This window comes from Modestobacter marinus (genome assembly GCF_019799945.1).
GTDB lineage: Bacteria > Actinomycetota > Actinomycetes > Mycobacteriales > Geodermatophilaceae > Modestobacter > Modestobacter marinus_B.
In genome coordinates, this window is sequence record NZ_JABGCH010000023.1 from 1 (window position 1) to 21067 (window position 21067).

Genomic DNA, 21067 nt, shown 5'->3' on the forward strand with positions numbered 1-21067 from the left:
AGCAGCCACGCCCCGCCCGCCGGCCGGGAGTCGGTGATCGTCAGCCCGCCGCCGGGCTCGGCGCCGACCTGCGCGCCGGCGTCGCTGCGGCGTTCGCGCTCGTGCACCGGGGTCCGTCGTCGTTCGAACCGGCACGTCAACAGGTATACGGAACGGCGGCGAACCGCCGTGAACGCGATCATGACGGCCTGGCAGGGTGGGGGCCCGGTTCGAGGCGACCTCCACTCGCCAGGCGTGGAGGAGGGGAGGCCGTGGTCGAAGTCGGCGATCTCTCCGTTGGTCCCAGACAAGAGACGCGGCGGGGTGATCCCTTCGGTCCCGACACCCGCTCTGATTGAGTCAGCCAGACTGCACCAAGGGCGGCTGTGGTCGCATGCTTGCCGCTCTGATTTGACGCTCCCCGTTGAGGGAAAAACGCTTCCGAAAGGCCCGATTCGGGTGAAGTTGGACGCTCGTCCGAGCAGACCCTTGAAAATGTGTTGATTAGCCCCGATCTTTCGTGTTCGTGCTGAGGTCGGTCATCGAGCGGGTGCTTGACCGCCGTGGCGGTGATTCTGGGTTCGGGGTGTGACAGATCGCCCCCTGTCCTCGGGGTGGTCGCCGGGTTCCACTGGCCCGGGTCGGTGAGGGTTGTCGGGACGGGGGGTGGCCGGTCAACCGGGCGCGGCCCGGGCGTCGAGCCGGCGAAGGCCGTCGAGGGCGAGGGCGGTGAACGGCGCTGAGGCGGCCAGGTGCAGCAGGCGTCGGCGGCCGGTGGCGGCGAGGCGTCCGGCGATCGAGAGCAGCCGCAGCCGGAGCCGTTTGGGCTCCCAGCGGCGGGCCGGGTGCTCGGTCAGCGCCAGGGTCTGCATCCAGGCGAGCAGGTCGCCGGCCAGGGCGACGATGGCGCACCAGATCTGGTTCTGCGCGAAGTCGTGCAGCGGCAGGTTGGCCAGGCCGGTGTCCTTGGCGGCGCGGATGCGGTCCTCGGCGCGGGCGCGGCGGCGGTGCCGCAGCTCCAGGTCGGCCAGCTGCCCGCGGGTGCTGTTGGTGACGAAGGCGGTGATGCGGTGCCCGTCGAGGTCGGTGATCCGCAGCTGGGCGCCGGGGTGCGGGCGTTCCTTGCGCACGATCAGCCGCATCCCGGCCGGCCAGCCGGTGAGGTCAAACATGCCGGTCAGCTCGGCGACCCAGGCGCTGGGGCGGACCTGCCCGTCGGCGTCGTAGGCGGGCGTCCACGCCTGGTCCGGCACCGCTGCCAGGGTCTGTTGAATCGAGGTCAGGTCACCGGGCAGGGTGAAACCGACCGAGTAGGCCAGTCGCCGGCGGGTCAGCCACTCGATCAGCCCGTGCGTGCCGCCGGCGCCGTCGACCCGAACGAGCACGTTCTTGCCCGGCCGCCGGGTCCCGTCGTAGCCGGGGAGCTGGGCCAGCGCCTCGCCGATGACCGTGCGGTGGTCAGCGACGGTGTTCGAGCCGGCGTTGCCCGCGCGCAGCAGCACCGAGAGGGGTTCGCCGGTGCCCTCGGCGCAGTGGTCGACGAAGGCCCACAGCGGATAGAAGCCGAACCCGCGCTTGAACGTCGGCGCCGCGGACTCCTTCTCCGAGTGTGCGGTCACCAGCGTGGCGTCCACGTCGATGACCAGCGGCGTGACCGCGTTCCGGCCGTGATCGGGGGCCTGGTCGCCGGCCAGCACCCAGGCCCGGCCTCGCGCCGCGGCCCGGGCGGCATGGATTGCGGCCAGCGCCACCGTCGAGTCCGCGGCGAGGGCGTCGATGCACCGGGACACCGTCGGATCGGAGGCCACCGGACCGAACACCTGCGGATGGGCCCGCAGCTGCGCGACGTCCGCCAGGCAGTCCCCGCCGACCGCGAGGCTGATCGCCAGATCCAGCACGATCTTGCCCGGATCGTGGCGAGCCAACGGCTTGCGCCACGGAGCCAGCGCGGTGCTCAACGCGGCATCCACCCCGACTGTCATGGCGGTGCGCGTGAGCAGCACCCCACCCGCTCCGGAGACCACTTTGCGGCCGGCCCCGTCGACCGCCAGACGCGGGTATTGCCCGCTACTCTTCTTCACCAGAAAGGTGCCTCCTGGCCCGCGCGGATATTGCCCTCGACAAGCAACATCCTTGCAGGTCAGAGGCACCTTTCGTGCTCTCCGACGAGCGGCCAGCTCACGCGCGGTGAAAGCCCCGGGTTAGTAGTAACCGTGGTGAGCGGGTCCCGCAGCTTGGGTCGCGCGGCCGGGTCGGTTGGGCTCCGGACAGTCTGCTGGGGTGGACACGGCTCTTGACCGACGTCGGTCCACCCGCGGAGGACGAGCACCCCATGGCGGCTCTTGGGTGACGCTGCCATGGGCCCCGACCAACCCGACGGAACGACCGTCAGGTCGGGTGGGCTCCCGCTACGACGGACTCGACGCGGGTCTCGTTGACCGGCTCGCCGCAGGTGTCGCACACCCAGGACGCCGTGATGCGGTGGTCGTGGTGGTACAGCTCGACGGGCGGAGTGTCGGCGACCCACCGGTCGCCCCACTGCATGAGGGCCTGGAGGACGGGCAGGAGATCGCGGCCGGCCGGGGTGAGGTGGTAGCCGGCGCGCGGCGGTGCCTGGCTGTACTGCCGCCGCTCGAGAACGCCGCCTCCACGAGCGCGCTCAGGCGTGCGCTGAGCCGCTCCCGCGGTGCGCCGGTTCCACGAAGGATGTCACTGAACCGGTGGTTGCCCAGCGACACCTCGCGGACCACCAGCCTGGCGATGGCCGGATCGGTACGTTCGCGGAACGCATCGCCGTCGCCGAGGCCGATCTCGCGCTGAAACCGTCACTGCTCTCCGCCGTGGAGGCGGTGTCGCTGCCACTGGTGGCGCTGACCGCCTGGCAGGTGCTGGTGGAACGCGGCCACGTGCAGGCTGGGCAGGTGCGGGATCGATTGCGATCCAGCTCGCCAAGCACCTGGGCGCGAGCGTGGCGACCACCGTCAGCGCGGCCAACGCGGACTTCGTCCGGTCACTCGGTGCCGACACGGTCATCGACTCCCGCACCCAGGACTTCGAGCTCCTCACCGGCTACGACCTAGGGCCGCAACCTCGGTGAGCTGGCCGCCGTCGGCGTTTGAGCAGGAACTCGTAGCTCACGCCGAGCTTCCTGGCCTGGCGCCGGATGCTGCCGCTCATGCCCCCGATCGCGAGCCGCAGCAGCGGGTCAGGCCGCGGCGGCGATCGCCCTGAGGTAGTCCAGGCCGGTCATGTCCGGCAGCTTGGCGAGCCCCTCGGCTGGATCCTGCCCGCGGACTACGGTCCTCCTGACTGGCCAGGTCAGGCCTTCTTCCCGTCGTCCTGCCGAGACGGCTGCGTCCCAGTTGCTGCCGGAAGAGGCACGTTCTGCAGCCGCACCTGACCACGAGCCAGTGCCTTGCCGGTTCCGTCGTCGGTGATCACGACCTGCCACAGCTGCTGCGTGCGCCCCTGATGCAGGGGTTGGGCCAGCACCGCCGCGCGGCATTCGGTGGCCGAGCGGAGGAAGTCGGTGGCGTTGTGCACCCCGACGGCGAACTGCCCGTGGCCCGCCACCGCGGAGCTGGCCCCGATGCTGGCGGCGCTCTCGACGATCGTGGTGTAGACGCCGCCGTGCACCACGCCCCAGGGCGTGTGGTGGTCCGGACCGAGATCCACGTGACCTCGCACGACGGTGCCGGTCACTTCCTCGACGACGAAGCCGGACAAGGCCACGAAGCGGCTGGCGGTGTCGAGCGACGCGCCGGGCAGGGATGGTGTTGCTGTCATTTCGGATGCTCTCCTCGCGAGATCGACAGAAGTGGGGCTGGTGGACCGGCCGGCGGCCGGCGAGGGCACGGGACCAGTGGGGGAGGGGAGGTCACGTGCCGGTGACGACGACCTTTCCGCGGCGGCCGCCCGACGTCTGCGCCTGCACGGCTTGCGGGGTCCGGTCGAAGGGGAACATCTCGCCGACGACGGGGCGCAGGAGGCCGTCGGCGACGAGGCCTTGCGGGCGAAGGCCGGGTCCGGTGGACCGGCGATCCCGATGGCCTTGCCACCGGGGCGCAGCACGCGCAGGGACTTCTCGAGGTTGTCCCCGCCGACGCTGTCGAGCACCAGGGGAACTCCCCGGCGCTCCGATCGCCAGCCACATGCGCATGGAACTCGTCCAGGTCGACCACGGCAGCGTCACCTTCACCTGCCACCCCGAGCCGTCCCACTTCAACCCGATCGGCGCCGTGCACGGGGGTCTGGTCTGCCTGTTCATCCCATCGACGGGATTCACACTCGCGGCGTGCACCTAGACGAGGACTTCGCCCATGCCGGGTTCGGGAACCTCGACGGTGACGGACTTGAGCACCTCGGTCCGCCGAGTTCATCCTGGCTGATGGCGTGCATCGTGTTGTTCATGTCTTCTCCTTACTCGGAAATGACGGTGAGGAAGGTTCGGATGCCGCCCTCTCAGCGCTGGGCCAGTTGAAGCTCACCGCGACCGAAGGAGAAGTTCTCCTTTAGGACCGGCACCAGTGCGATGAACACGTCATCGGCGCTGATGCCCAATGCGTCGACGGTGTTGTCGCAGATGGCCCGGGCCACGGCGCGCTTGTCGGCCAGTGGTCGTTCCGCGGTGAAGAGAACGGTGATGATCACGGCATTCTCGCTGCGGTTCATACCCATATACGAAGGGTCGAGGAACAGTGAACCAGGCGATTGATCGGAGATGATGACGAACTGGTCCTCGCGGGGAATTCCCAGAGCCTCGTGGAGAGCTCGGGGCAGTGCCGAACCTAGTGCCTGCTTCTGTAGACGTGAGAATCGGTCAGCGGGGATGTGCGCATTGAATACAGGCATGGTTCGGCCTTTCGTTGGAAGTAATCCAGCACGCCACCACTCATGCGGAGAATTCGGAGTTTCAGGTCGTTTCGAGCGGGAAGACCAGCAGGGAGCCGGAGGCTGTGGCCACGGTCTTGCCGTCTTTGTCGACGACCTCGCCTTCGGCCGCCGCAAGGCGAAGGGCATCAAACTCGGTGGTCCCGGGTCGCTCCCCGAGGACGTGGCCCAGCGCATCAGCGAACTGCGCCAGGGCGGCGCGACGCTTACCGGCATCGCCGACCGGCTCCATGAGGAGGGAGTGCCTACCGCCAGGGAAGGCGCGCGCTGGTACCCGGCCACCGTCCGGGCCGTACTGAACCGTCAGCCTGCGTGAACCCGGCAGGGGCTTGAGCGACTCGCTCTGGCTCCGAGGCCGGCTCCGCGAACGACAACGCGGTGGCCGGCCTCGGTCGTGTGTGGAGGTCATCTGAGGCGCTGGCTCCCTGGGGTGGAGTGATCGGCAAGCGGGACGCGCGGTCTCGCCGCCGGACCGCGGTACGTGCGGCGGTAGGTCAGGGGCGACACCCCGATCGACGCCCGGAGCTGCCCCCGGAGCGAGGCCGCCGTCCCGAAACCGGCGTCGGCGGCCACCCGGTCCACCGGGTGGTCGGTGGACTCCAGTAGCTGCCGCGCCAGGGCGAGTCGCTGGGCCGCGAGCCACTGCTGCGGCGAGGTCCCGGTCTCCTCGCGGAAGCGGCGGGTGAACGTCCGGACGCTCATCCGGGCGTGGCCGGCCAGCTCGGCGAGGGAGAGCGGCTCGCCGAGCCGCTCGACGGCCCAGGCCCGGGTGGCGGCCGTGCCGCTGTCGCCGTCCGCGGGCACCGGGCGCTCCACGAACTGCGACTGCCCGCCCTCCCGCCACGGGGCGACGACGCTGCGGCGGGCGACCCGGTTGGCCACCTCGGTGCCGTGGTCGCGGCGGACCAGGTGCAGCAGGAGGTCGATCCCCGCGGCGTTGCCCGCGGAGGTGAGGACGTCGCCGTCGTCGACGAACAGCACGTCCGGGTCGAGCCGGACGGCGGGGTAGAGGCGGCGGAAGCGGTCGGTGTGGAGCCAGTGGGTGGTCGCCGGCCGCGCGTCGAGGAGCCCCGCGGCGGCCAGCACGAAGGCGCCGGTGCACAGCGACACCAGCCGGGCCGAGCCGGCGGCCTGCCGGAGGAGCGTGCCGACCTCCGCCGGGAGGGTGCCCTCGGTCATGGCCGGTCCCCCGTACACCGCGGGGACCACCAGCGTCTGCGCCGTCGACACGATCGAGGCGTCGTGCTCGGGCAGCACCGAGAAGCCACCCGAGGTCCGCACCGGGGCGCCGTCCAGCGTCGCCACCCGCACGCGGTACAGCCGCCGTCCGTCGGCGTCTACCGCGCCGCCGAGGAACCTGGAGGCCAGTCCGAGCTCGAAGGCTTGGACGTCCGGCAGCGCGAGGACGACGACCTCGTGCCGCACCGGCGTCGCGGGAGAAGTCATGGCCGGATCGTCGCACATGTTGGCCTGCGGGCCACTGGCCGCCGCTTTCCGGGTGGGCCATGCTGTTCCGCGTGACCGCGCCCTCCCCGCCGCTCGTGCCGCAGCGCAGCCACCGCATCCACCCCGCCTGGTGGGTGGCCGCCGTGACCTTCCTGGCGCTGGTCGGCGCCGCCGCGTTCCGTGCCGTGCCCGGTGTGCTCATCGCCCCGCTGCGCGAGGAGTTCGGCTGGTCGGTCTCCACGATCTCCGCCGCGGTCGCGGTGAACATGGCGCTGTACGGGCTGACCGCGCCGTTCGCCGCCGCGCTGATGGAGCGGTTCGGGATCCGCCGCGTCGTGATGTGCGCGCTGCTCGTCGTCGCGCTCGGCAGCGGCCTGACCGTCTTCATGACCACGAGCTGGCAGCTGGTCCTGCTGTGGGGCGTCCTGGTCGGTCTCGGCTCCGGCTCGATGGCGCTGTCGCTGGTGGCCACGGTCACCGGCCGCTGGTTCGTGGCCCGGCGCGGCCTCGTCTCGGGCATCCTCACCGCCGGTAGCGCCGCCGGGCAGCTGATCTTCCTGCCCCTGGTGGCCTTCATCGACTCCGCGTGGGGCTGGCGGGCGGCATCCCTGGGCACCACCGCCGCCGCGCTCGCCGTCCTGCCGCTCGTGGCCTGGCTGCTGCGCGACCGGCCGCGCGACCTCGGGGTGACCCCGTACGGGGGAACGGCTGCCGACGACGTCGACCCGGTGCGCACCGGTGCTGCGCGCACCGCGGTCCGCGGGCTCCTCGACGCCGCGCGCACCCGGCCGTTCTGGCTCCTGGCGGTCGGCTTCTTCATCTGCGGGATGTCGACCAACGGGCTGGTCCAGCCGCACTTCATCCCCGCCGCGCACGACCACGGCATGCCGGTCACCACGGCCGCAGGGCTGCTCGCCCTCGTCGGCATCTTCGACATCGCCGGCACGATCCTCTCCGGCTGGCTCACCGACCGCATCGACCCGCGGGTGCTGCTGCTGGCCTACTACGGGCTGCGCGGCTTCTCGCTCTTCCTGCTGCCGCCCCTGTTCGGGCCGGACCTGCACGTCAGCATGATCGCGTTCATCGTCTTCTACGGACTGGACTGGGTGGCCACCGTGCCGCCGACGCTGGTCCTGTGCCGGGAGCACTTCGGAGCACGGGCGCCGGTCGTCTTCGGCTGGGTGTTCGCCTCGCACCAGGTCGGCTCCGCGGTGGCCGCGTTCGGCAGCGGGGTGATCCGCGACGTCACCGGCTCCTACGACCTGGCCTGGTTCCTCGCCGGCGGGCTGTGCATGGTCGCGGCGGCGGCGTCGATCGCGATCCGCCGGAACCTGCCACGGCCCACCGTGACCGCGCTGCCGACGGATCCGACCGAGGCCGCCGCCGCCCAGGCCCACGGCTGACCGCCGACCTGTCGCCGCATTGCGTGCCCTCCTCCGCCATTGCGGCCCCTGCGGCGCCCCGAAGCTGGCCTCCTGAATGGGCCCTCAACCGAGTTGACCCAACAGCTCCTGGGAAGCCGGCCGTGGCGCGCGGAGCCACGTTTGAACAGTTAGGGCATGCGACGACGCCAGTGGTGAACGTCGAGCCCGCGCCTCGACTGTCGCGCAGACGAGCACCGTGCGCCCGTCGGCGCGACGAACTTACGACGATTAATCAACCGTAATCTCCACTTTTGAGTCAACGCTCGTTAACGCCAAACGCGCAGCTGAATTGCAAGTCCGTCATGTACCAATGCCCTCCAACGTCCTCGGCGCGTTCTCGCAGGGTTATTGGTTCGAGTCCAATCGGGGAGCAAAACCCAGGTTATCGGGCTGTAGGTCTGCAGGATGCCTCAGGAACTCCCGCTTTACCCCCATCAAACGGCGCGGCGGCGTCGACTGCAGTGTCGGTGTCGGACGGTCCAGTCGTCGGCTGTCTCGCCCACCCTTGGACATGGGCTGCGACGCTGGTCGACAGCCTGGCGCTGGGAGTGGGTGCTCCAGTTCCGCCGGCGAGGCCGTGTCGAGCTGATGTGCTCCCCGCAGTCACTGCGATGTCCTTGCACGCAGTCGCTCACTCTCGTTGCGGCCTCGCTTCTCGCGTACGGAGACGCCCGCGGCGACGAGCTTGGCCAGGGGCGAGGAGACCGTGCCCTGGCTCCGGCCGACCGGCTCCACCAGGTCGCACACGCAGGACTTGAGGGCCTGAGGTTCCCGACAGGGAGACGGCCAGGTCCTTGTCCGGCAGCGCGGCGTTGTGCGCCAAGGTCTTGGCGACGCCGATGTGCCGCTCGGGCAGCTCCTTGCCGATGTTGCGGGAGCCGGAGTGCAGCATCAGCCACACCTGACCGTCGAGGTCCAGGCACACCTCGATGACGTGGTTGCGGTCATGGCGCCGAACAGGCTAGGCGGGCGGCCGGAGCGGGACACCGCTCCGGCCGCCCCGGCCGGGCACCGGATCGGGCTCAGGCCTCCGGCTGCACGCAGGCGTTGCCGATGAAGACGCCCTCGAAGTCCGGGGCGCCCAGCGCGGCGGCCGCCTCGTCGGCGAGGGTGAGGCCGGCCGCGACGCCGTCGCATGAAGGCTCGCCGTCGATCGCCTGCACGTCGCCGAGGTCGAAGACGTCGACGTCGTCCTCCAGCGCCGCGCCGTCGAGCGCGGCCTCGGCCTCGAGCTCGCCCTCACCGGGTTCGATCTCGAACTCGGTGATCTCCAGCGTCGCGCCGTCGAGCGTGGTGAAGCTGAGGCCGCCGCTGTGCTGGATGTCCTCGTCGTCCTCGATCGCGGTGATCGGGAAGGCCAGCTGCGCCAGGCCGTCCGCGTCGCCGAGCTCGCCGGGCTCGATCACGCCGACCTGCAGGTCGTCCACCAGCAGGGGGACGACGTCAGGGTTCAGCACGACGGTGGTGACGCCGCCGATGCATCACCGGCCCGACGTCGCGGGCACCCGGCGCGTCGTCGCCGGATCGGACCGCTCACGTGCTGGGCGTGGCGGCCGGGCGATCAGTCTCCCGACTGCCGATCACGCTGTGGCCGGGCATGAAGTGCGGGCAGCTGGTCTGCCTGCGGATGTTGTCGGCGGTGCTCGCCGGGTACGGCGCCGCTGGCCGGTCCTCCCGCTACCCGCGGCAGGTCGGCCCGACCGCGTCCCGGTCACACCTGGAGGAGGCGTGCGGGTTCCACAACTCCCCGCTGGTTCTGGCAAGGAAATGCGCGGCAGCGGGGTGCGCGAGCTGACGCCGGTTCGTGCGTGCGCTGCCGCGGTGGCCGGGGCGTGGCGACGGAAACTGGCCGTTCCCTGCCGTCTCGGCCCAGAGGCTGGGTTCCCATGCCTCGTGTGCGGGTAAGGCGGCTCCGTTCAGCTGGGTCCGCCTGGCTCGAGCCCAGGGTCGGCGGCGCCGCCACGCCGGTGTTCACCTGCCGGCCGGGGGAGACGTGGCGAGCGAACGAATCACCCGAAGCCTGCCCACGCTGCGGTCTGACTGACCGCGGCCGTCGGGTGGCTCGATCCGGTGCTGGTCGAGTTCGACTGCACGGGCGGCTGCGCACCGACCGAGCGGGACCTGGGGCGGTTGCGGCGAGCTGCCGGCGACTCGTCTTCGCTGGGGCGCTGGGTGGACGCGACATGGCGGTCCCGCTGAGGGATACCGATCAGCGCGCACCGCTCGGGGTTGCCCGCCCGGGACGCCGCGACTGGGAGAGAGCAGGCTCGCTGTGGACGTCGCCATCCGCTTCGTCGAGGCGCTGGACACTGACGCCAGTGCCGCCGGCTCTGATCCCGACCTGCTGCCCGAGCGGCTGGCTCACGCCGCCGCGGCTGTGCTCCCGGTCGACGGGGTCGGGCTGAGCCTGCACGGCGAGGCCGGCCGATGGACATCGCTGGCGGCCAGCAGCACGGTCGCCGCCACCGCGGAGCGGCTGCAGTTCACCGCCGGCAGTGGGCCGTGCCTGCTTGCCGCCGAGTCCGGGCTCCCCGTTTTCGGCACCGAGGAGATCCCGGCCCGCCGGTGGCCCGCCTTCCACGACCTGCTGGTCACGAAGACGCCTCTGCGCAGCGTGCTCGCGCTGTCCCTGGCTGGGCGGTTCCAGGCCGTGGGCGCGATGGACCTGTACTCCGCCGACCCCGACGGGGTGACCGCCGTCGACGTCTACGAGGCCCGGTGCGTCGACCAGCTCGTCTCCGACCACCTAGGCGTCGCACCTGGGGTATTCACGCCGGTTGCGTTGATCTTGTCCTGGTTCGGTGCGGTTCGACGAGAGGTGCCCCTGACCCGGGGGGATCCGCACCGCGGCAGCGACGACATCCCAGATGCGCGAGTAGCCCATCGAGTACTCCCGAAAGGACGTGGAGATGGACGTCGGCCCAGCGTCGCGCAGACGAGGTGACCGGTTAGCCATTGGACGGCGAGCGGGTAGGCGCCCATTGGATCGCCAGCGGCTTACGCCATGGCGCAAGCGCCCCTCGCATCGCCCTGTCCAGCCCGGGCGCACGCCGTGACGCACCGGTGACGAAGTGGAGACGGCGTCGGTTGAAAATGGTGAAGCTGAGATTGGACATCAGCAGGTGTTTGGGCCAGCGGTCGGCAGGGTCGGCATGTTCGTTACACGGGGGCTTGTGGCGACGACCCTTGCCGCCGACGGGCCTGCCGCTTGCTGGTGCCGCATCCGCGACGTCGGCGCCTTAGGCCATCGCCGGGTGACCGGGGCTTTCGTGCGACGCCTTGAGCGCTCGACGCGGCGCCGTCGCGGTCATGGCGTTCTGCAGGCTCGGTCGTGTTCATCGGAGGCTTTTATGGCGGGCTTTTCATCCACTGGCGGCATGAGCGTCAGTAGGCAATTAAGGTCGGCGGCCCCCCTCGCTGACGGACGCGTCCTGGTGGCGGGAGGACGGGACGGCCAAGGCACGCCGCTCATCACGTCGGAGATCTACAATCCGCAGTCGGGGCAGTGGACGTCCACGGGGTCGCTGAACGCACCGCACGATCACGCGCTGCTCGTGGGGTTGGCCGACGGCGCCGCGATCATCGGCGGCGACTTGCCCGGCCACGACACGGTGCTGGAATCCTGGAGCATGGCCTCGGGGGAATGGACCGAGACAGTCATGCCTCCGTTCATGTCCCGCGTGGAAGGCGCCTGGCTAGCCGGCGACCACCTGCTCGTCCTGTGCACTCCGGAGACGGCCCTTGATCAGATGGAGTTTCGTTCGATCGATCTCACCCACGGTCAGGTCGCTGGTCTGCCGTCGCCGACCATCGCGCGGTCCGGGACATTGAACTGTCGGCTGGCCGACGGCCGCATCCTTCTGGCCTCGGGCGCCTCGTCCGGGATCGGCACCGGGGGTGCGCCCGTGGAGTTCCTGACCCGGGAGTGCGAGGTGTACGACGTCGCGGCCGAGAAGTGGTCACCGGTTGGTGATCTCCGGGTGCCCCATCGCAGTCTCGACAGAGGCGCCCAGTGCCTGGTCGCCCTCCCCGACGGCGGGGCTCTCATGGTCTCCGGGAGCGACGAAGGCGGTCAGTCTGCGTACACCGACGTCGTGGAGCGGTGGTCGATCGTCACCGGCGTGTGGCGCACCGGGGCTCCACTGACCGAGCTGCGGGACGCGCACACCACCACCGTGCTCTCGGACGGGTCCGTACTCGTGGTCGGCGGTGAGGGACCCGCCGGAGTCCAATCCGACTGCCAGCTTTATGACGTCGCCGTGGATTCCTGGAGCAGTGCAGATGATTTGAACCTGCCTCGCCTGGGGCATGTGTCCGTCCCGCTGACCGACGGCAGCGTTCTGGTCATTGATGGAGCCGGAAACGGAACTTGTGAGTTGTACAACTGACGCAAGTGCCGAGACGCGACAGCCTTAACGGGCACCCGTCTGACCGTCATTGACTGTCGTCAATGCGGCCGTGGTCGGCTACGGGGTCAGACGCATGGCTCGGCAGCTCCGAGCGGGGCAGTCTCGCTCATAATGTCCCGGTTTGCCTCGTATGGACTGTGTCAAGAATCTTGGACAGGTCCTCGGGTTTGATCACGCCGCGGCGGTTGCCGCGGTGCGGTAGTCGGTGAGCGCTTCGAACGGGGTTCAGCAGCCGAGCGTGGAGTGCAGCCGTCGACGGTCGTAGAAGACCTCGATGCACTCGGCGACGGCTAAGCGTGCCCGCCCCCGAGTGGCGAAGGTCTGCCGGTGATACATCTCGTTCTTCAAAGTGGCGAAGAATGATTCCGCGGCCGCGTTGTCCCAGCCCGCCCGAGGCTTCGACGAATGCGATTCTTCTCGGTGAATACGCCGAACTCCGCCGACGTATATTGCCTGGGCCCCTGTCGGAATGAAAGATCGAGTCAGCGGTGACGTGACCGGCGTCGATCGCCATCTGCAGCGCGTCGGTGACCAGGGCGGTCCGCATGTGCGCGCAGGTGCAGGGTGTCGCGGGTCTCCTGCCACTCGGCGAGCGGGAGTGCCGGCCATCCCTCGGCGTGGGACCCGGCGGTGGGGGAGTCGGCGAGGCCGGGAGCGTCCATCCCCGGATCCTCCCGACTGCGGACGGACCGCGCATCGGTCATCCCGCCTCGGATCGGCGTGGCGGCTTCATGGGCTGCAGCGGTCAGTCGTCTGACCGCTTTGCTACCCCGTCGCCGGCGACCAGTCTCAGGTCCGGCGTGTCAGGCGGGCGGAGCGGCCGCTCTAGGCAGTCGCCGGTCAACGGTCGGAGGGGAGCGGCTGCCTGTCGCCGGCCATGGCCTCCGCGTCGGGCGGCAGCCCCGGCGCCCGGCGGGCGCCGGGGACTTCCCCTGCGGCGACGGCGGCCGGTGCGGTGTCGCGAGCGACGCCGGCGGCGGCGTACGCCTCGTCCTCGTTCAAGGTCTCCTGCTCGAGCAGCGTGTGGGCCAGCCGGTCGAGCCGCTCCCGGTTGCCCCGCAGCGTCTCGACCGCCTGCCCGAAGCACTCCTCGACGAGGCGCCGGACCTCCTCATCCACGAGTCCCTTGGTGGTTGGCGCGGCCCCGTCGAGGCCGAACGGCTGCTCCTGCCCGGGTCGCGGCAGGACGGTGACCGGTCCGACCACAGGGGACATGCCCCAGCGGCCGACCATCTGCCTCGCCAGCTGGGTGGCCTGCTCGAGGTCGCTCTCGGCTCCCGTTGTGACCTGGCCGTAGACGATGCTCTCGGCGGCGCGACCGCCCAGCGCCCCGGTGATGCGGCCCCGCAGGTACTCCTCCGTGTAGCCGTACCGGTCGGCTTGTGGTGTCTGCACGGTCACGCCGAGCGCCTGCCCGCGCGGGATGATGGTCACTCGGCGGACCGGGTCCGCTCCGGGCGTCAGCATGCCGAGCAGGGCGTGGCCGGACTCGTGGTAGGCGGTGCTGAGCTTTTCCTCGGGCGAGAGCATGATGCCGCGCACGCTGCCCAGCAGGGTCTTCTCCAGTGCCTCGCCGAAGTCGGCGGCGGTAACCATGTCGTGGCGGTACTTGGCCGCCGCCAGCGCCGCCTCGTTGACGAGGTTGGCGAGGTCCGCTCCCACCATGCCCGGCGTCGCGGCGGCCAACCCCACGAGGTCCACGTCGGGCGCGAGCGGCACGTTCCGGGTGTGCACCTGCAGGATCTCCAGCCGCCCGCTCCGATCTGGTGGGCTGATGCTCACCCGGCGGTCGAAGCGTCCGGGCCGGAGTAGGGCCGGGTCGAGGATCTCCGGGCGGTTGGTGGCCGCGAGGACGACGACGCCCTCGTTGCCCTCGAACCCGTCCATCTCGGTGAGGATCTGGTTCAGGGTCTGTTCTCGCTCGTCGACTCCGCCCGCCGAGAAGGAACCGCCACGGGCGCGGCCGATCGCGTCGAGCTCGTCGATGAAGATGATCGACGGCGCCACCTTTTTGGCCTGGTCGAACAGGTCGCGTACCCGGCTGGCGCCGACCCCCACGATCGCCTCGATGAACTCTGAGGCCGAGATGGAGAAGAACGGCACCCTGGCCTCCCCGGCCACGGCCCGGGCGAGCAGGGTCTTACCGGTTCCCGGCGGACCGGAGAGCAGCACGCCCCGCGGAATGCGCGCGCCGAGCTTGCTGTAGCGCGGCGGGTCGCGGAGGAAGTCGACGATCTCTCGCACCTCGTGCTCGACCTCGTCGATCCCAGCGACGTCGGTGAACGTCGTCCGCGGCCCGATGTCGGGCTCGTAACGAGTCGCTCGGGATCGGCCGAAGCTGCCGAGTCCTCCACTGAGGCCGGACGCGCTGCGCCGCAGGAACCACAGCAGCAGCCCGACGAACAACAGGGTGGGACCGAATCCGAGAAGGATCTGCTGCCACAAGGGAGGCGGAGCGTCAGGTGGCGTCGCGTTCACCTCTACGCCGTTGTCCTCCAACGTCCGGAACAGGTCGTCGTCGGCGAACGTGGGGCGCTCGGTGGCGAAGGTGGTGACGTCCGTCGTCTCCTGGCCCGCGGTGTAGGACACGGGCCGGTCGAGGACCCCCTGGATCGCGTTGCCGGTCGTGGTGATCGTTTGCACGTTGTCCGCGTCCGCCTGCTCGACGAAGAACGTGTACGAGACGTCGGTGCGCGGCTCCGGTCGGACCAGCAGCGACATCAGGACCCAGTTGACGACCAGCGCCGCCGCCACCCACCACCAGAACCGGTCGGCGCGTGGCCGATGCGAGGGCTGGTCGGCTCGTCCGCCCGGGGCGCCCTCCATGCGCCACGGCGGTGGCCGGTCCGGCCCCGGTTGGCCGCGGAGCCGGCCGAGTAAACCGAGTCCGGGCCGGTCGGTGTCCGTGGGGGTCTGCCGGTTCCTCGCCATCAGAACCGCCTTCCGGTGGGATCAGCCAGCGCGGTCACGACGTGGGAGAGGCCGCTGGCACGGGGCATGTCCTCTCGACGTCCGGCGCGCGGTGATCAGCGACGCGGTTCGGGGATCTTGAGCGTGCGCAGGGACCGGAAGCCCGCACGGATCTCGTCGACGAAGAGGTGCGGCTGTTCCCATGCCGCGAAGTGCCCGCCTCTGTCGAGCCGGTTGTAGTGGATCAGCTGGGGATAGGCCCGCTCCGTCCAGCTCCGCGGCGCTTCGTACTGCTCGCCCGGGAAGACGCTGACGGCCACCGGGATGGTGACGCCCTTGGCGTTGAAGAAGCCGCCCTTGTATTCCCAGTACAGGCGGGACGCGGAGACTCCGGTGTTGGTCAGCCAGTAGAGCGTGATGTTGTCGAGGATCTCGTCGCGCGTGAGCTCACCCGTGGTGCTCGTCGTCCGGCCCAGGGCGGAGGCTACCGCCGCGGCCGGCTGGCCGTCGGCGTCGTTGTGGTCCAGGAGCCAGGCGGCCAGACCGACGGGGGAGTCCGCGATGCCGTACAGGGTCTGCGGGCGCGCCGCCATGTACTTGGCGTACTCCACCTGCTGGAACGTCCGCACCAGTTGTTCGTAGGCGAGTCGCTCCTCCTCGGAGAGCCCGGCGGGCGGGGGTTCGCCCGCCAGCAGGGCCCTGTCCACGTCGGCCGGCACGGTGGCCGGCATGTTGGTGTGGACGGCGAGCAGCCCAGCCGGCGCCTGCAATCCCATCTGATCGACGACGAAAGCACCCCAGTCACCACCCTGGGCGACGTATCGGGGATAGCCGAGACGCTGCATCAGCTCTGCCCAGGCTCGGGCCATGCGCTCGGGACCCCAACCGGTGCTGGTCGGCTTGCCCGAGAACCCGTAGCCCGGCATCGAAGGGATCACCACGTGGAAGGCGTCGCCTTCGCTTGCTCCGTGTGCGGTGGGATTGACGAGCGGATCGATGATCTTGAGCTGCTCGACGACGGAGCCGGGCCATCCATGGTTGATGACGAGCGGCAGTGCATTGTCGTGCTGCGAACGCACGTGGATGAAGTGAATGTCCAGCCCGTCGATCTCGGTGACGAACTGGGGCAGGGCGTTCAGTTTCGCCTCGCACGCGCGCCAGTCGTAGTCGGTCGCCCAGTACCGCGCGAGTTCCTGCATGGTGGCGAGCGGCACGCCTTGCGACGAGTCAGGAACCGTTTCCCGCTCTGGCCATACCGTGGCGGCGATGCGTCTGCGCATCTCGGCGAGGGCCTCGTCCGGTACGTCGACGCGAAACGGGCGGATGGCCTTGGCGGTCTCCTGTGCGACTGTGGTCATGGCTTCTGCTCCTCTACTCGCAATCTCTGGCAAGGTCTGGATGGCAGCGGACGGCGGCTTCAGGGACGGCGCCGGCCCCGTTCAGCCGCCGGACGGATGTTCAGCGCCGCGGTTCAGGGACCTGGGGCGCGCGGAGCGGACGGAAGGCGGCCTGAACCTCGGTCGCGAATACTTCTGGTTCTTCCCAGGCGGCGAAGTGGCCGCCCCGATCGACCTCGTTGAAGTACGCGAGGGTGGGGTAGCTCTGCTCGGCCCAGCTGCGCGGTGTCCGCCAGATCTCGCCGGGGAAGGTCGTGAACGCGGCCGGGACGGAGACGGGTGGAGGAGACTGGCCGGCCGCGGCTGCGGCCGCGGGAGCGTCAGGCCCGTAGCTCTCCCAGTAGGACCGGGCCGCCGAGGCCCCGGTGCCGGTCAGCCAGTACAGGGTGATGTTGTCGAGGACGTGATCGCGGGTGAGGTTTCCCGCCGGCTGCCCGTCGACGAAGGCGCGGGACATCTTGTAGTAGGCGTCGGTGTCGTGGTCGAGCATCCAGGCGGCCAGGGCGACGGGTGAGTCCAGCAGGCCGTAGCCGATGGTCTGCGGCCGGGTGGCCTGTTCCAGGAAGTACGCGAAGCCGCTGGACCGGAACGTGGCGATCGCCTCGAGAGCGGCGCGTTCCTGTTCGGTGTCGCCCGGCAGCTGGGCGCCCAGGGCGGTGACGAGCAGGTTCAGGTGGATCCCGAGCAGTCCCTCGGGTGCCTGGCGGCCCATGGCGTCGGTGACGCCGGCGCCCACGTCGCCGCCTTGGGCGACGTAGCGGGAATAGCCGAGCCGGCGCATCAGCTCGGCCCAGGCCTGCCCGACGCGGGCGACGTCCCATCCGAGTTCGGTCGGCTCGCCGGAGAAGCCGTAGCCGGGCAGGGACGGCAGCACCAGGTGGAAGGCGTCCTCGGCCCGTCCGCCGTTCGTGGTCGGGTCGGTGAGGGGCCCGACGGTCTCGAGTAGTTCGACGACCGACCCGGGCCAGCCGTGCGTCATGATCAAGGGCAGCGCGTCCGCGTGTGGCGAGCGTGCGTGGATGAAGTGGATGTCCACGCCGTCGATCTCGGTGACGAACTGGGGGAGCGCATTGAGCTTCGCCTCGCACCGGCGCCAGTCGTACTCGGTCGTCCAGTAGCGGCAGAGTGCCTGCATCGTGGCCAGCTGCACGCCCTGCGAGCGATCCGTCACCAGCTCCCTGGTGGGCCAGCGCGTCGCGTCGATGCGCCGGCGCATGTCGGTGAGCTGCCCGTCGGGCACGTCCGCCCGGAAGGCGCGGATGGCCTTACCGGTGTCCTGTGCGATTGCGGTCACGGCTCTCCCTCTCTGTACGTGTTGGTCGGCATCCGACGCGGGCCGGCCTAGCCGAAGGTGATGGCGAAGGCCTGGACGCCGGGGTCGTGGAAGGTGATCTCGAACGTGCGCTCGGCGACCGGGCCGCGCTGGCGGACCAGTTGGTAGAGCCGCGGTTCCGTGACTGTGCCCGTGCCGTCGTCGTCGACGTCGTCCCCGGCGTCGGAGCCCGGCGGCTGCCCGTCGAGGCGCACACTGAACCGCACTGGGCTCCCGCCCGCCGCCGGTGCCATGACGAGGTGCAGGTCCCGGGCGGAGAAGCGATCGGCGACCCGCCCGCCTGGTTGGTGCAGCAGCACGGCGTCCGGTTGGACCGTCCATTCCCCGGACAGGGCCCAGTGGTTGGGTTCCAGTCTCGGCGGAAGGGTGTAGCGGTGCGGGGTGCCGGGCGTCGCGCGCTCGGGGGAGGCGAAGTTGTCGGTGCGCTCGGCGCCGAGGTAGTTCTCCGCCGATCCGAGGTCTGACCAGTCGGCGGCGGCCTCGATGCCGCGAGCGTCGACGATGACCGGTTCCGGAAGGCGGCCGCCGGCGCCCGCCTCGGTGAGCAGTTGCCGGATGGCCTGCTCCGACTCCTTGTAGGCGCCCTCGCCGAAGTGGTGGAAGCAGATGTTCCCCTGCACGTCGATGACGTAGAGGGCGGGCCAGTACATGTTGGTGAACGCGGTCCAGATCCCGTAGTCGTTGTCCACGGCGACGGGATAGGTGATCTGCCTGTCCTCGATCGCCCGTCGGACGTTGTCGACGTCCTGCTCGAACGGGAACTCGGGGGTGTGGACACCGAGCACGACCAGTCCGGCGTCCCGGTAGGCCTCGTCCCAGGCGCGGACGTAGGGCACGGTGCGCAGCCAGTTGATGCAGGTGTAGGTCCAGAAGTCGACGGCGACCACTCGGCCGCGCAGCCCCTCGGTCGTCAGTGGCGGAGAGTTGAGCCACCCGGTGGCCGCGTCCAGGGATGGCATCCTGCCCCCGGTGGGGCGCCGCCCCGGAGCCCAGCCGGGGCCGCGGACCGCCTCGCGGATCGCGGCGAGCAGGGATTGCTGCGTCTCTATCACGTGTCCCTCCGTTCAGGTCCCGGGCGGGCCGCTCACCGGCGGGCCCTCCGCCCCAGCCGCCCCCCGGGCGTCACGCCTCCGGCACTTGGCCGCGAGCAGGCGGGCTGCGCCCCGGTGACGACGTGCGCACCACGGTCGACCTCCTTGAATGACACCTCCTCGCCGCGGGAAGCCAGGGAGCCACGGGAAGCCAGGGAGAGGTGGACCCGTCGGCCCGAGGGCGGTCGGTGGGGGAGCGGCGGAGGGCGCCAGACTAGGGGCGAGGACGCGACTCGTTCATGCGCCATTCGACTCATTCGATGCAGCGGGCAGGAGGACGGCCAGCAGCTGCGCGCCGCGCAGGTCGAGGAGGATGCGTCCCTCCCGGATCGCGTAGCGGAGGACGACGTCGGTGCAGCTTGGGCACCGCAGCACGAGCGCCGGCGCGTCCGCATACAGGTGGTGCGCACCCAGCATCGACGTCGTGCCGCAGGATGCGCAACGGGACCGAGCGGTGGTGACGTCGACCGCGAAGAGCTCGGCGAGCATGCCGGCGGCCGCGTTGCCGTCGAGCCGCCGCGAGGCGGTGATGTCCACGGTGCCGGTCGGGTCGGTCATGGGGGCCCCCCAGAGGTTCCGTAGCGTTCGATCCGGATGGACGACGGTGCGTGGCCGAGATCGAGCAGGGTCGAGCTCACGGACTCGGCGAACGTCGTCGCGCCGCAGACGAAGATCCGCGGATCTTCATCCGGGCCGAAGCAGCACCGGCGCAGCATGTCGGCGTCGATCCGGCCCACCTCCCCGGACCAGCCGGCAGGCGTCTCCCGGGTCAACGTCACCGTCGTCTCCGAGCCGAGCACATCCCGGGCAAGGACATCGTCCTCCGAGCGCGCGGAGTAGAGCAGGCGCACGCGGGTGGAGCCCTCCGCCCGACGGTGGTGATCCAGCATGGCGACGAATGGCGCGACGCCGGACCCACCCGCCACCAGTTGCACCGGCCGCCGGCCCTCCTCCGTGCCGAGGGGATCCGAGGTCGCCGACCAGACGAAGTAGCCGCCGATGGGCCCCCGCAGCTCGATCTCGTCGTCCTTGGCCAGCTCGTCGACGAGATAGGGCGACACCTCACCTCCGTCCAGGCGCTCGACCAGCAGGTGCAGTTCCGACACGTCGGGGGGTGACGCCACGGAATAGCTCCGCTGGGCCGTATAACCGTCCTCGGCGGTGAGCCGGACCACGAGGTGCTGACCCGGAAGGTGGCCGGGCCAGTCGGGCACGTCGAGCACCAGCCGGTGCACGCGTCGGCTTTCCGACCGGTTCTCCAGCAGCCTGGCGCGCAGCCAGGTCAGTCGCCGCTGTACCGCTCTTCGCGCCATGGGTCACCGTGGTTGTGGTAGCCGAAGGTCTCCCAGAATCCGGGCTCGTCGTACGGCAGCAGCGTCAGGCGCCGCACCCACTTGGCGCTCTTCCAGAAGTACAGGTGCGGCACCAGCAGGCGGGCCGGCCCGCCGTGCTCGGGCGCGAGCGGCTGCCCCTCGTAGGTGTCCACCAACCACGCCCGGCCTGCGGTCACCTCGTCGAGCGGCAGGTTCGTGGTGTAGCCGCCGTCGGACGCGGCCAGGATGTAGCGGGTCGTGCCCGGCACGTCCCCGAGGAGGGTGTCGAGCGACACGCCCTCCCAACGGGTGTCGAACTTCGACCACGTGGTGACGCAGTGGATGTCGACGGACACGGCTTCGCGGGGAAGTGCCCGGAACTCATCCCATGTCCACCGCCGGAGCTCGTCGGTCTGGTCGTGAACACTGAAGTCCCAGCGCTCTAGCCGAGTCTGCGGCGTCGGACCGGCCGAGAGCACCGGGAAGGCGTCCCCGACGTCGTACTGCCCGGGCGGGAGGCGGTCGTCCGCCCGGTCGGAACGTCCGCGACGGAAACCACGCGACAGGACCGTCATGACGAGTCCCTCTCGGTCAGGACCAGGCCGTGGAGAGTCCGCGGACCGCGGGCGGTCCCTCCCGAGCCTCTCCGAGGCAGCCCAGACTAGGGGGCGTGACGGGGGGGGCCTATCCGCCATTTGACTCGTCTTTCTTCCTCCCGAGTCAGTCGTCGGGGTCCGCGGCCACCGGAAGTTAGGTCAGCGCGTCGCGGAGGGCGGCCCCTGTCGATATGCCGAGCTTGGGGAAGATCCGGTACAGGTGCCCGGACACCGTGCGCGGCGACAGGCAGAGGCGCGCGCCAAGTGGCGTCCACCAAG

23 protein-coding genes and 1 pseudogene are annotated in these 21067 nt (G+C 70.4%); 7 read left to right on the top strand and 17 right to left on the bottom strand.

What is annotated here, in order from left to right; translation table 11 throughout:
- Positions 1-653 precede the first annotated feature (653 nt).
- Positions 654-2060, bottom strand: coding sequence for an IS1380 family transposase (locus tag HK417_RS17570; protein WP_222268851.1), 1407 nt, complete (start codon positions 2058-2060; stop codon positions 654-656).
- A 307-nt stretch (positions 2061-2367) separates the two neighbouring features.
- Entirely contained in the window at positions 2368-2523 is a 156-nt protein-coding gene (locus tag HK417_RS25650; RefSeq protein ID WP_261327167.1) for a hypothetical protein, read from the bottom strand.
- A 424-nt stretch (positions 2524-2947) separates the two neighbouring features.
- Here HK417_RS25650 and HK417_RS25655 point away from each other — a divergent pair, with 424 nt between their 5' ends.
- Complete coding sequence (locus tag HK417_RS25655; protein ID WP_308123673.1) at positions 2948-3076, top strand: hypothetical protein; 129 nt, start codon at positions 2948-2950, stop codon at positions 3074-3076.
- A 221-nt stretch (positions 3077-3297) separates the two neighbouring features.
- On the opposite strand, the gene HK417_RS17585 is transcribed toward HK417_RS25655, so the two are convergent.
- Both HK417_RS17585 and HK417_RS26975 read right to left on the bottom strand, forming a co-directional pair.
- Positions 3298-3765 carry a PaaI family thioesterase gene (locus HK417_RS17585; protein ID WP_222268853.1) on the bottom strand — a complete coding sequence of 156 codons (468 nt, stop codon included), beginning with the start codon at positions 3763-3765 and terminating at the stop codon, positions 3298-3300.
- Between the two features lie 91 nt (positions 3766-3856).
- Complete coding sequence (locus tag HK417_RS26975) at positions 3857-4138, bottom strand: zinc-binding dehydrogenase (RefSeq protein ID WP_222268856.1); 282 nt, start codon at positions 4136-4138, stop codon at positions 3857-3859.
- Here HK417_RS26975 and HK417_RS17595 point away from each other — a divergent pair.
- On the top strand, positions 4137-4283 hold the full coding sequence (locus HK417_RS17595) for a hypothetical protein (RefSeq protein ID WP_222268859.1): 147 nt from the start codon (positions 4137-4139) through the stop codon (positions 4281-4283). The genes HK417_RS26975 and HK417_RS17595 overlap by 2 nt on opposite strands.
- A 157-nt stretch (positions 4284-4440) precedes the next feature.
- On the opposite strand, the gene HK417_RS17600 is transcribed toward HK417_RS17595, so the two are convergent.
- Entirely contained in the window at positions 4441-4830 is a 390-nt protein-coding gene (locus tag HK417_RS17600) for a tautomerase family protein (protein WP_222268862.1), read from the bottom strand.
- Between the two features lie 61 nt (positions 4831-4891).
- Positions 4892-5101, bottom strand: a complete 210-nt coding sequence (locus tag HK417_RS17605; RefSeq protein WP_222269083.1) for a hypothetical protein — start codon at positions 5099-5101, stop codon at positions 4892-4894.
- Here HK417_RS17605 and HK417_RS26980 point away from each other — a divergent pair.
- Positions 5033-5185, top strand: coding sequence for a recombinase family protein (locus HK417_RS26980; RefSeq protein ID WP_222268865.1), 153 nt, complete (start codon positions 5033-5035; stop codon positions 5183-5185). The two genes, HK417_RS17605 and HK417_RS26980, sit on opposite strands and share 69 nt — an antisense overlap.
- Positions 5186-5274: 89 nt before the next feature.
- Here the strand turns inward: HK417_RS26980 and HK417_RS17615 are convergent, their stop codons facing one another.
- A complete protein-coding gene (locus tag HK417_RS17615; RefSeq protein WP_222268868.1) occupies positions 5275-6315 on the bottom strand; it encodes a GlxA family transcriptional regulator in 1041 nt (346 codons plus the stop codon).
- A 71-nt stretch (positions 6316-6386) separates the two neighbouring features.
- Here HK417_RS17615 and HK417_RS17620 point away from each other — a divergent pair, with 71 nt between their 5' ends.
- Complete coding sequence (locus tag HK417_RS17620) at positions 6387-7718, top strand: MFS transporter (RefSeq protein ID WP_308123674.1); 1332 nt, start codon at positions 6387-6389, stop codon at positions 7716-7718.
- 652 nt (positions 7719-8370) lie between these two features.
- On the opposite strand, the gene HK417_RS26195 is transcribed toward HK417_RS17620, so the two are convergent.
- Both HK417_RS26195 and HK417_RS17630 read right to left on the bottom strand, forming a co-directional pair.
- The gene (locus tag HK417_RS26195) at positions 8371-8670 is read right to left on the bottom strand and encodes an RtcB family protein (RefSeq protein ID WP_308123680.1); all 300 of its coding nucleotides are present in this window, start codon (positions 8668-8670) and stop codon (positions 8371-8373) included.
- A gap of 91 nt (positions 8671-8761) precedes the next feature.
- On the bottom strand, positions 8762-9196 hold the full coding sequence (locus HK417_RS17630; protein WP_222268877.1) for a hypothetical protein: 435 nt from the start codon (positions 9194-9196) through the stop codon (positions 8762-8764).
- Positions 9197-9276: 80 nt separating this feature from the next.
- On the opposite strand from HK417_RS17630, the gene HK417_RS17635 reads away from it, so the two are divergent.
- The 3 genes from HK417_RS17635 to HK417_RS17645 all read left to right on the top strand — a co-directional run bounded on the left by HK417_RS17635 (position 9277) and on the right by HK417_RS17645 (position 12127).
- Entirely contained in the window at positions 9277-9534 is a 258-nt protein-coding gene (locus HK417_RS17635) for a hypothetical protein (protein ID WP_222268880.1), read from the top strand.
- A 477-nt stretch (positions 9535-10011) separates the two neighbouring features.
- Positions 10012-10683: a hypothetical protein gene (locus HK417_RS17640; protein WP_222268883.1), complete on the top strand. Its 672-nt coding sequence runs from the start codon at positions 10012-10014 to the stop codon at positions 10681-10683.
- Between the two features lie 433 nt (positions 10684-11116).
- On the top strand, positions 11117-12127 hold the full coding sequence (locus HK417_RS17645; RefSeq protein ID WP_261327169.1) for a Kelch repeat-containing protein: 1011 nt from the start codon (positions 11117-11119) through the stop codon (positions 12125-12127).
- 252 nt (positions 12128-12379) lie between these two features.
- On the opposite strand, the pseudogene HK417_RS17650 reads toward HK417_RS17645, so the two are convergent.
- From HK417_RS17650 to HK417_RS17685, 8 genes and pseudogenes are all read right to left on the bottom strand, one after another.
- Positions 12380-12698, bottom strand: a pseudogene (locus HK417_RS17650) (IS3 family transposase); the annotation flags it as partial.
- 290 nt (positions 12699-12988) lie between these two features.
- Positions 12989-15079, bottom strand: a complete 2091-nt coding sequence (gene ftsH, locus HK417_RS17655) for an ATP-dependent zinc metalloprotease FtsH (protein ID WP_222268890.1) — start codon at positions 15077-15079, stop codon at positions 12989-12991.
- Positions 15080-15174: 95 nt separating this feature from the next.
- A complete protein-coding gene (locus HK417_RS17660) occupies positions 15175-16416 on the bottom strand; it encodes an epoxide hydrolase family protein (RefSeq protein ID WP_222268893.1) in 1242 nt (413 codons plus the stop codon).
- 100 nt (positions 16417-16516) lie between these two features.
- A complete protein-coding gene (locus HK417_RS17665) occupies positions 16517-17749 on the bottom strand; it encodes an epoxide hydrolase family protein (protein ID WP_308123675.1) in 1233 nt (410 codons plus the stop codon).
- A gap of 47 nt (positions 17750-17796) precedes the next feature.
- Complete coding sequence (locus HK417_RS17670) at positions 17797-18840, bottom strand: thioredoxin family protein (RefSeq protein WP_308123676.1); 1044 nt, start codon at positions 18838-18840, stop codon at positions 17797-17799.
- A 276-nt stretch (positions 18841-19116) separates the two neighbouring features.
- Entirely contained in the window at positions 19117-19437 is a 321-nt protein-coding gene (locus tag HK417_RS17675) for a DUF6510 family protein (RefSeq protein ID WP_222268896.1), read from the bottom strand.
- Complete coding sequence (locus tag HK417_RS17680; RefSeq protein WP_261327170.1) at positions 19434-20192, bottom strand: FAD-binding oxidoreductase; 759 nt, start codon at positions 20190-20192, stop codon at positions 19434-19436. Before HK417_RS17680 ends, HK417_RS17675 begins: the two co-directional genes overlap by 4 nt.
- Positions 20162-20767 (bottom strand): molybdopterin-dependent oxidoreductase, encoded by a 606-nt coding sequence (locus HK417_RS17685; protein WP_222268902.1) that lies wholly within the window; start codon positions 20765-20767, stop codon positions 20162-20164. Before HK417_RS17685 ends, HK417_RS17680 begins: the two co-directional genes overlap by 31 nt.
- Between the last annotated feature and the right edge of the window lie 300 nt (positions 20768-21067).

What these genes read in the sequence shown, in the direction of transcription:
- HK417_RS25650 (WP_261327167.1), bottom strand. Translation starts at nt 2,523, where the DNA reads ATGCAGTGGGGCGACCGGTGGGTCGCCGACACTCCGCCCGTCGAGCTG.
- HK417_RS17585 (WP_222268853.1), bottom strand. Translation starts at nt 3,765, where the DNA reads ATGACAGCAACACCATCCCTGCCCGGCGCGTCGCTCGACACCGCCAGC.
- HK417_RS17595 (WP_222268859.1), top strand. Translation starts at nt 4,137, where the DNA reads ATGGAACTCGTCCAGGTCGACCACGGCAGCGTCACCTTCACCTGCCAC.
- HK417_RS26975 (WP_222268856.1), bottom strand. Translation starts at nt 4,138, where the DNA reads ATGCGCATGTGGCTGGCGATCGGAGCGCCGGGGAGTTCCCCTGGTGCT.
- HK417_RS17600 (WP_222268862.1), bottom strand. Translation starts at nt 4,830, where the DNA reads ATGCCTGTATTCAATGCGCACATCCCCGCTGACCGATTCTCACGTCTA.
- HK417_RS17605 (WP_222269083.1), bottom strand. Translation starts at nt 5,101, where the DNA reads ATGGAGCCGGTCGGCGATGCCGGTAAGCGTCGCGCCGCCCTGGCGCAG.
- HK417_RS17615 (WP_222268868.1), bottom strand. Translation starts at nt 6,315, where the DNA reads ATGACTTCTCCCGCGACGCCGGTGCGGCACGAGGTCGTCGTCCTCGCG.
- HK417_RS17645 (WP_261327169.1), top strand. Translation starts at nt 11,117, where the DNA reads ATGAGCGTCAGTAGGCAATTAAGGTCGGCGGCCCCCCTCGCTGACGGA.
- ftsH (WP_222268890.1), bottom strand. Translation starts at nt 15,079, where the DNA reads ATGGCGAGGAACCGGCAGACCCCCACGGACACCGACCGGCCCGGACTC.
- HK417_RS17660 (WP_222268893.1), bottom strand. Translation starts at nt 16,416, where the DNA reads ATGACCACAGTCGCACAGGAGACCGCCAAGGCCATCCGCCCGTTTCGC.
- HK417_RS17675 (WP_222268896.1), bottom strand. Translation starts at nt 19,437, where the DNA reads ATGACCGACCCGACCGGCACCGTGGACATCACCGCCTCGCGGCGGCTC.
- HK417_RS17680 (WP_261327170.1), bottom strand. Translation starts at nt 20,192, where the DNA reads ATGGCGCGAAGAGCGGTACAGCGGCGACTGACCTGGCTGCGCGCCAGG.
- HK417_RS17685 (WP_222268902.1), bottom strand. Translation starts at nt 20,767, where the DNA reads ATGACGGTCCTGTCGCGTGGTTTCCGTCGCGGACGTTCCGACCGGGCG.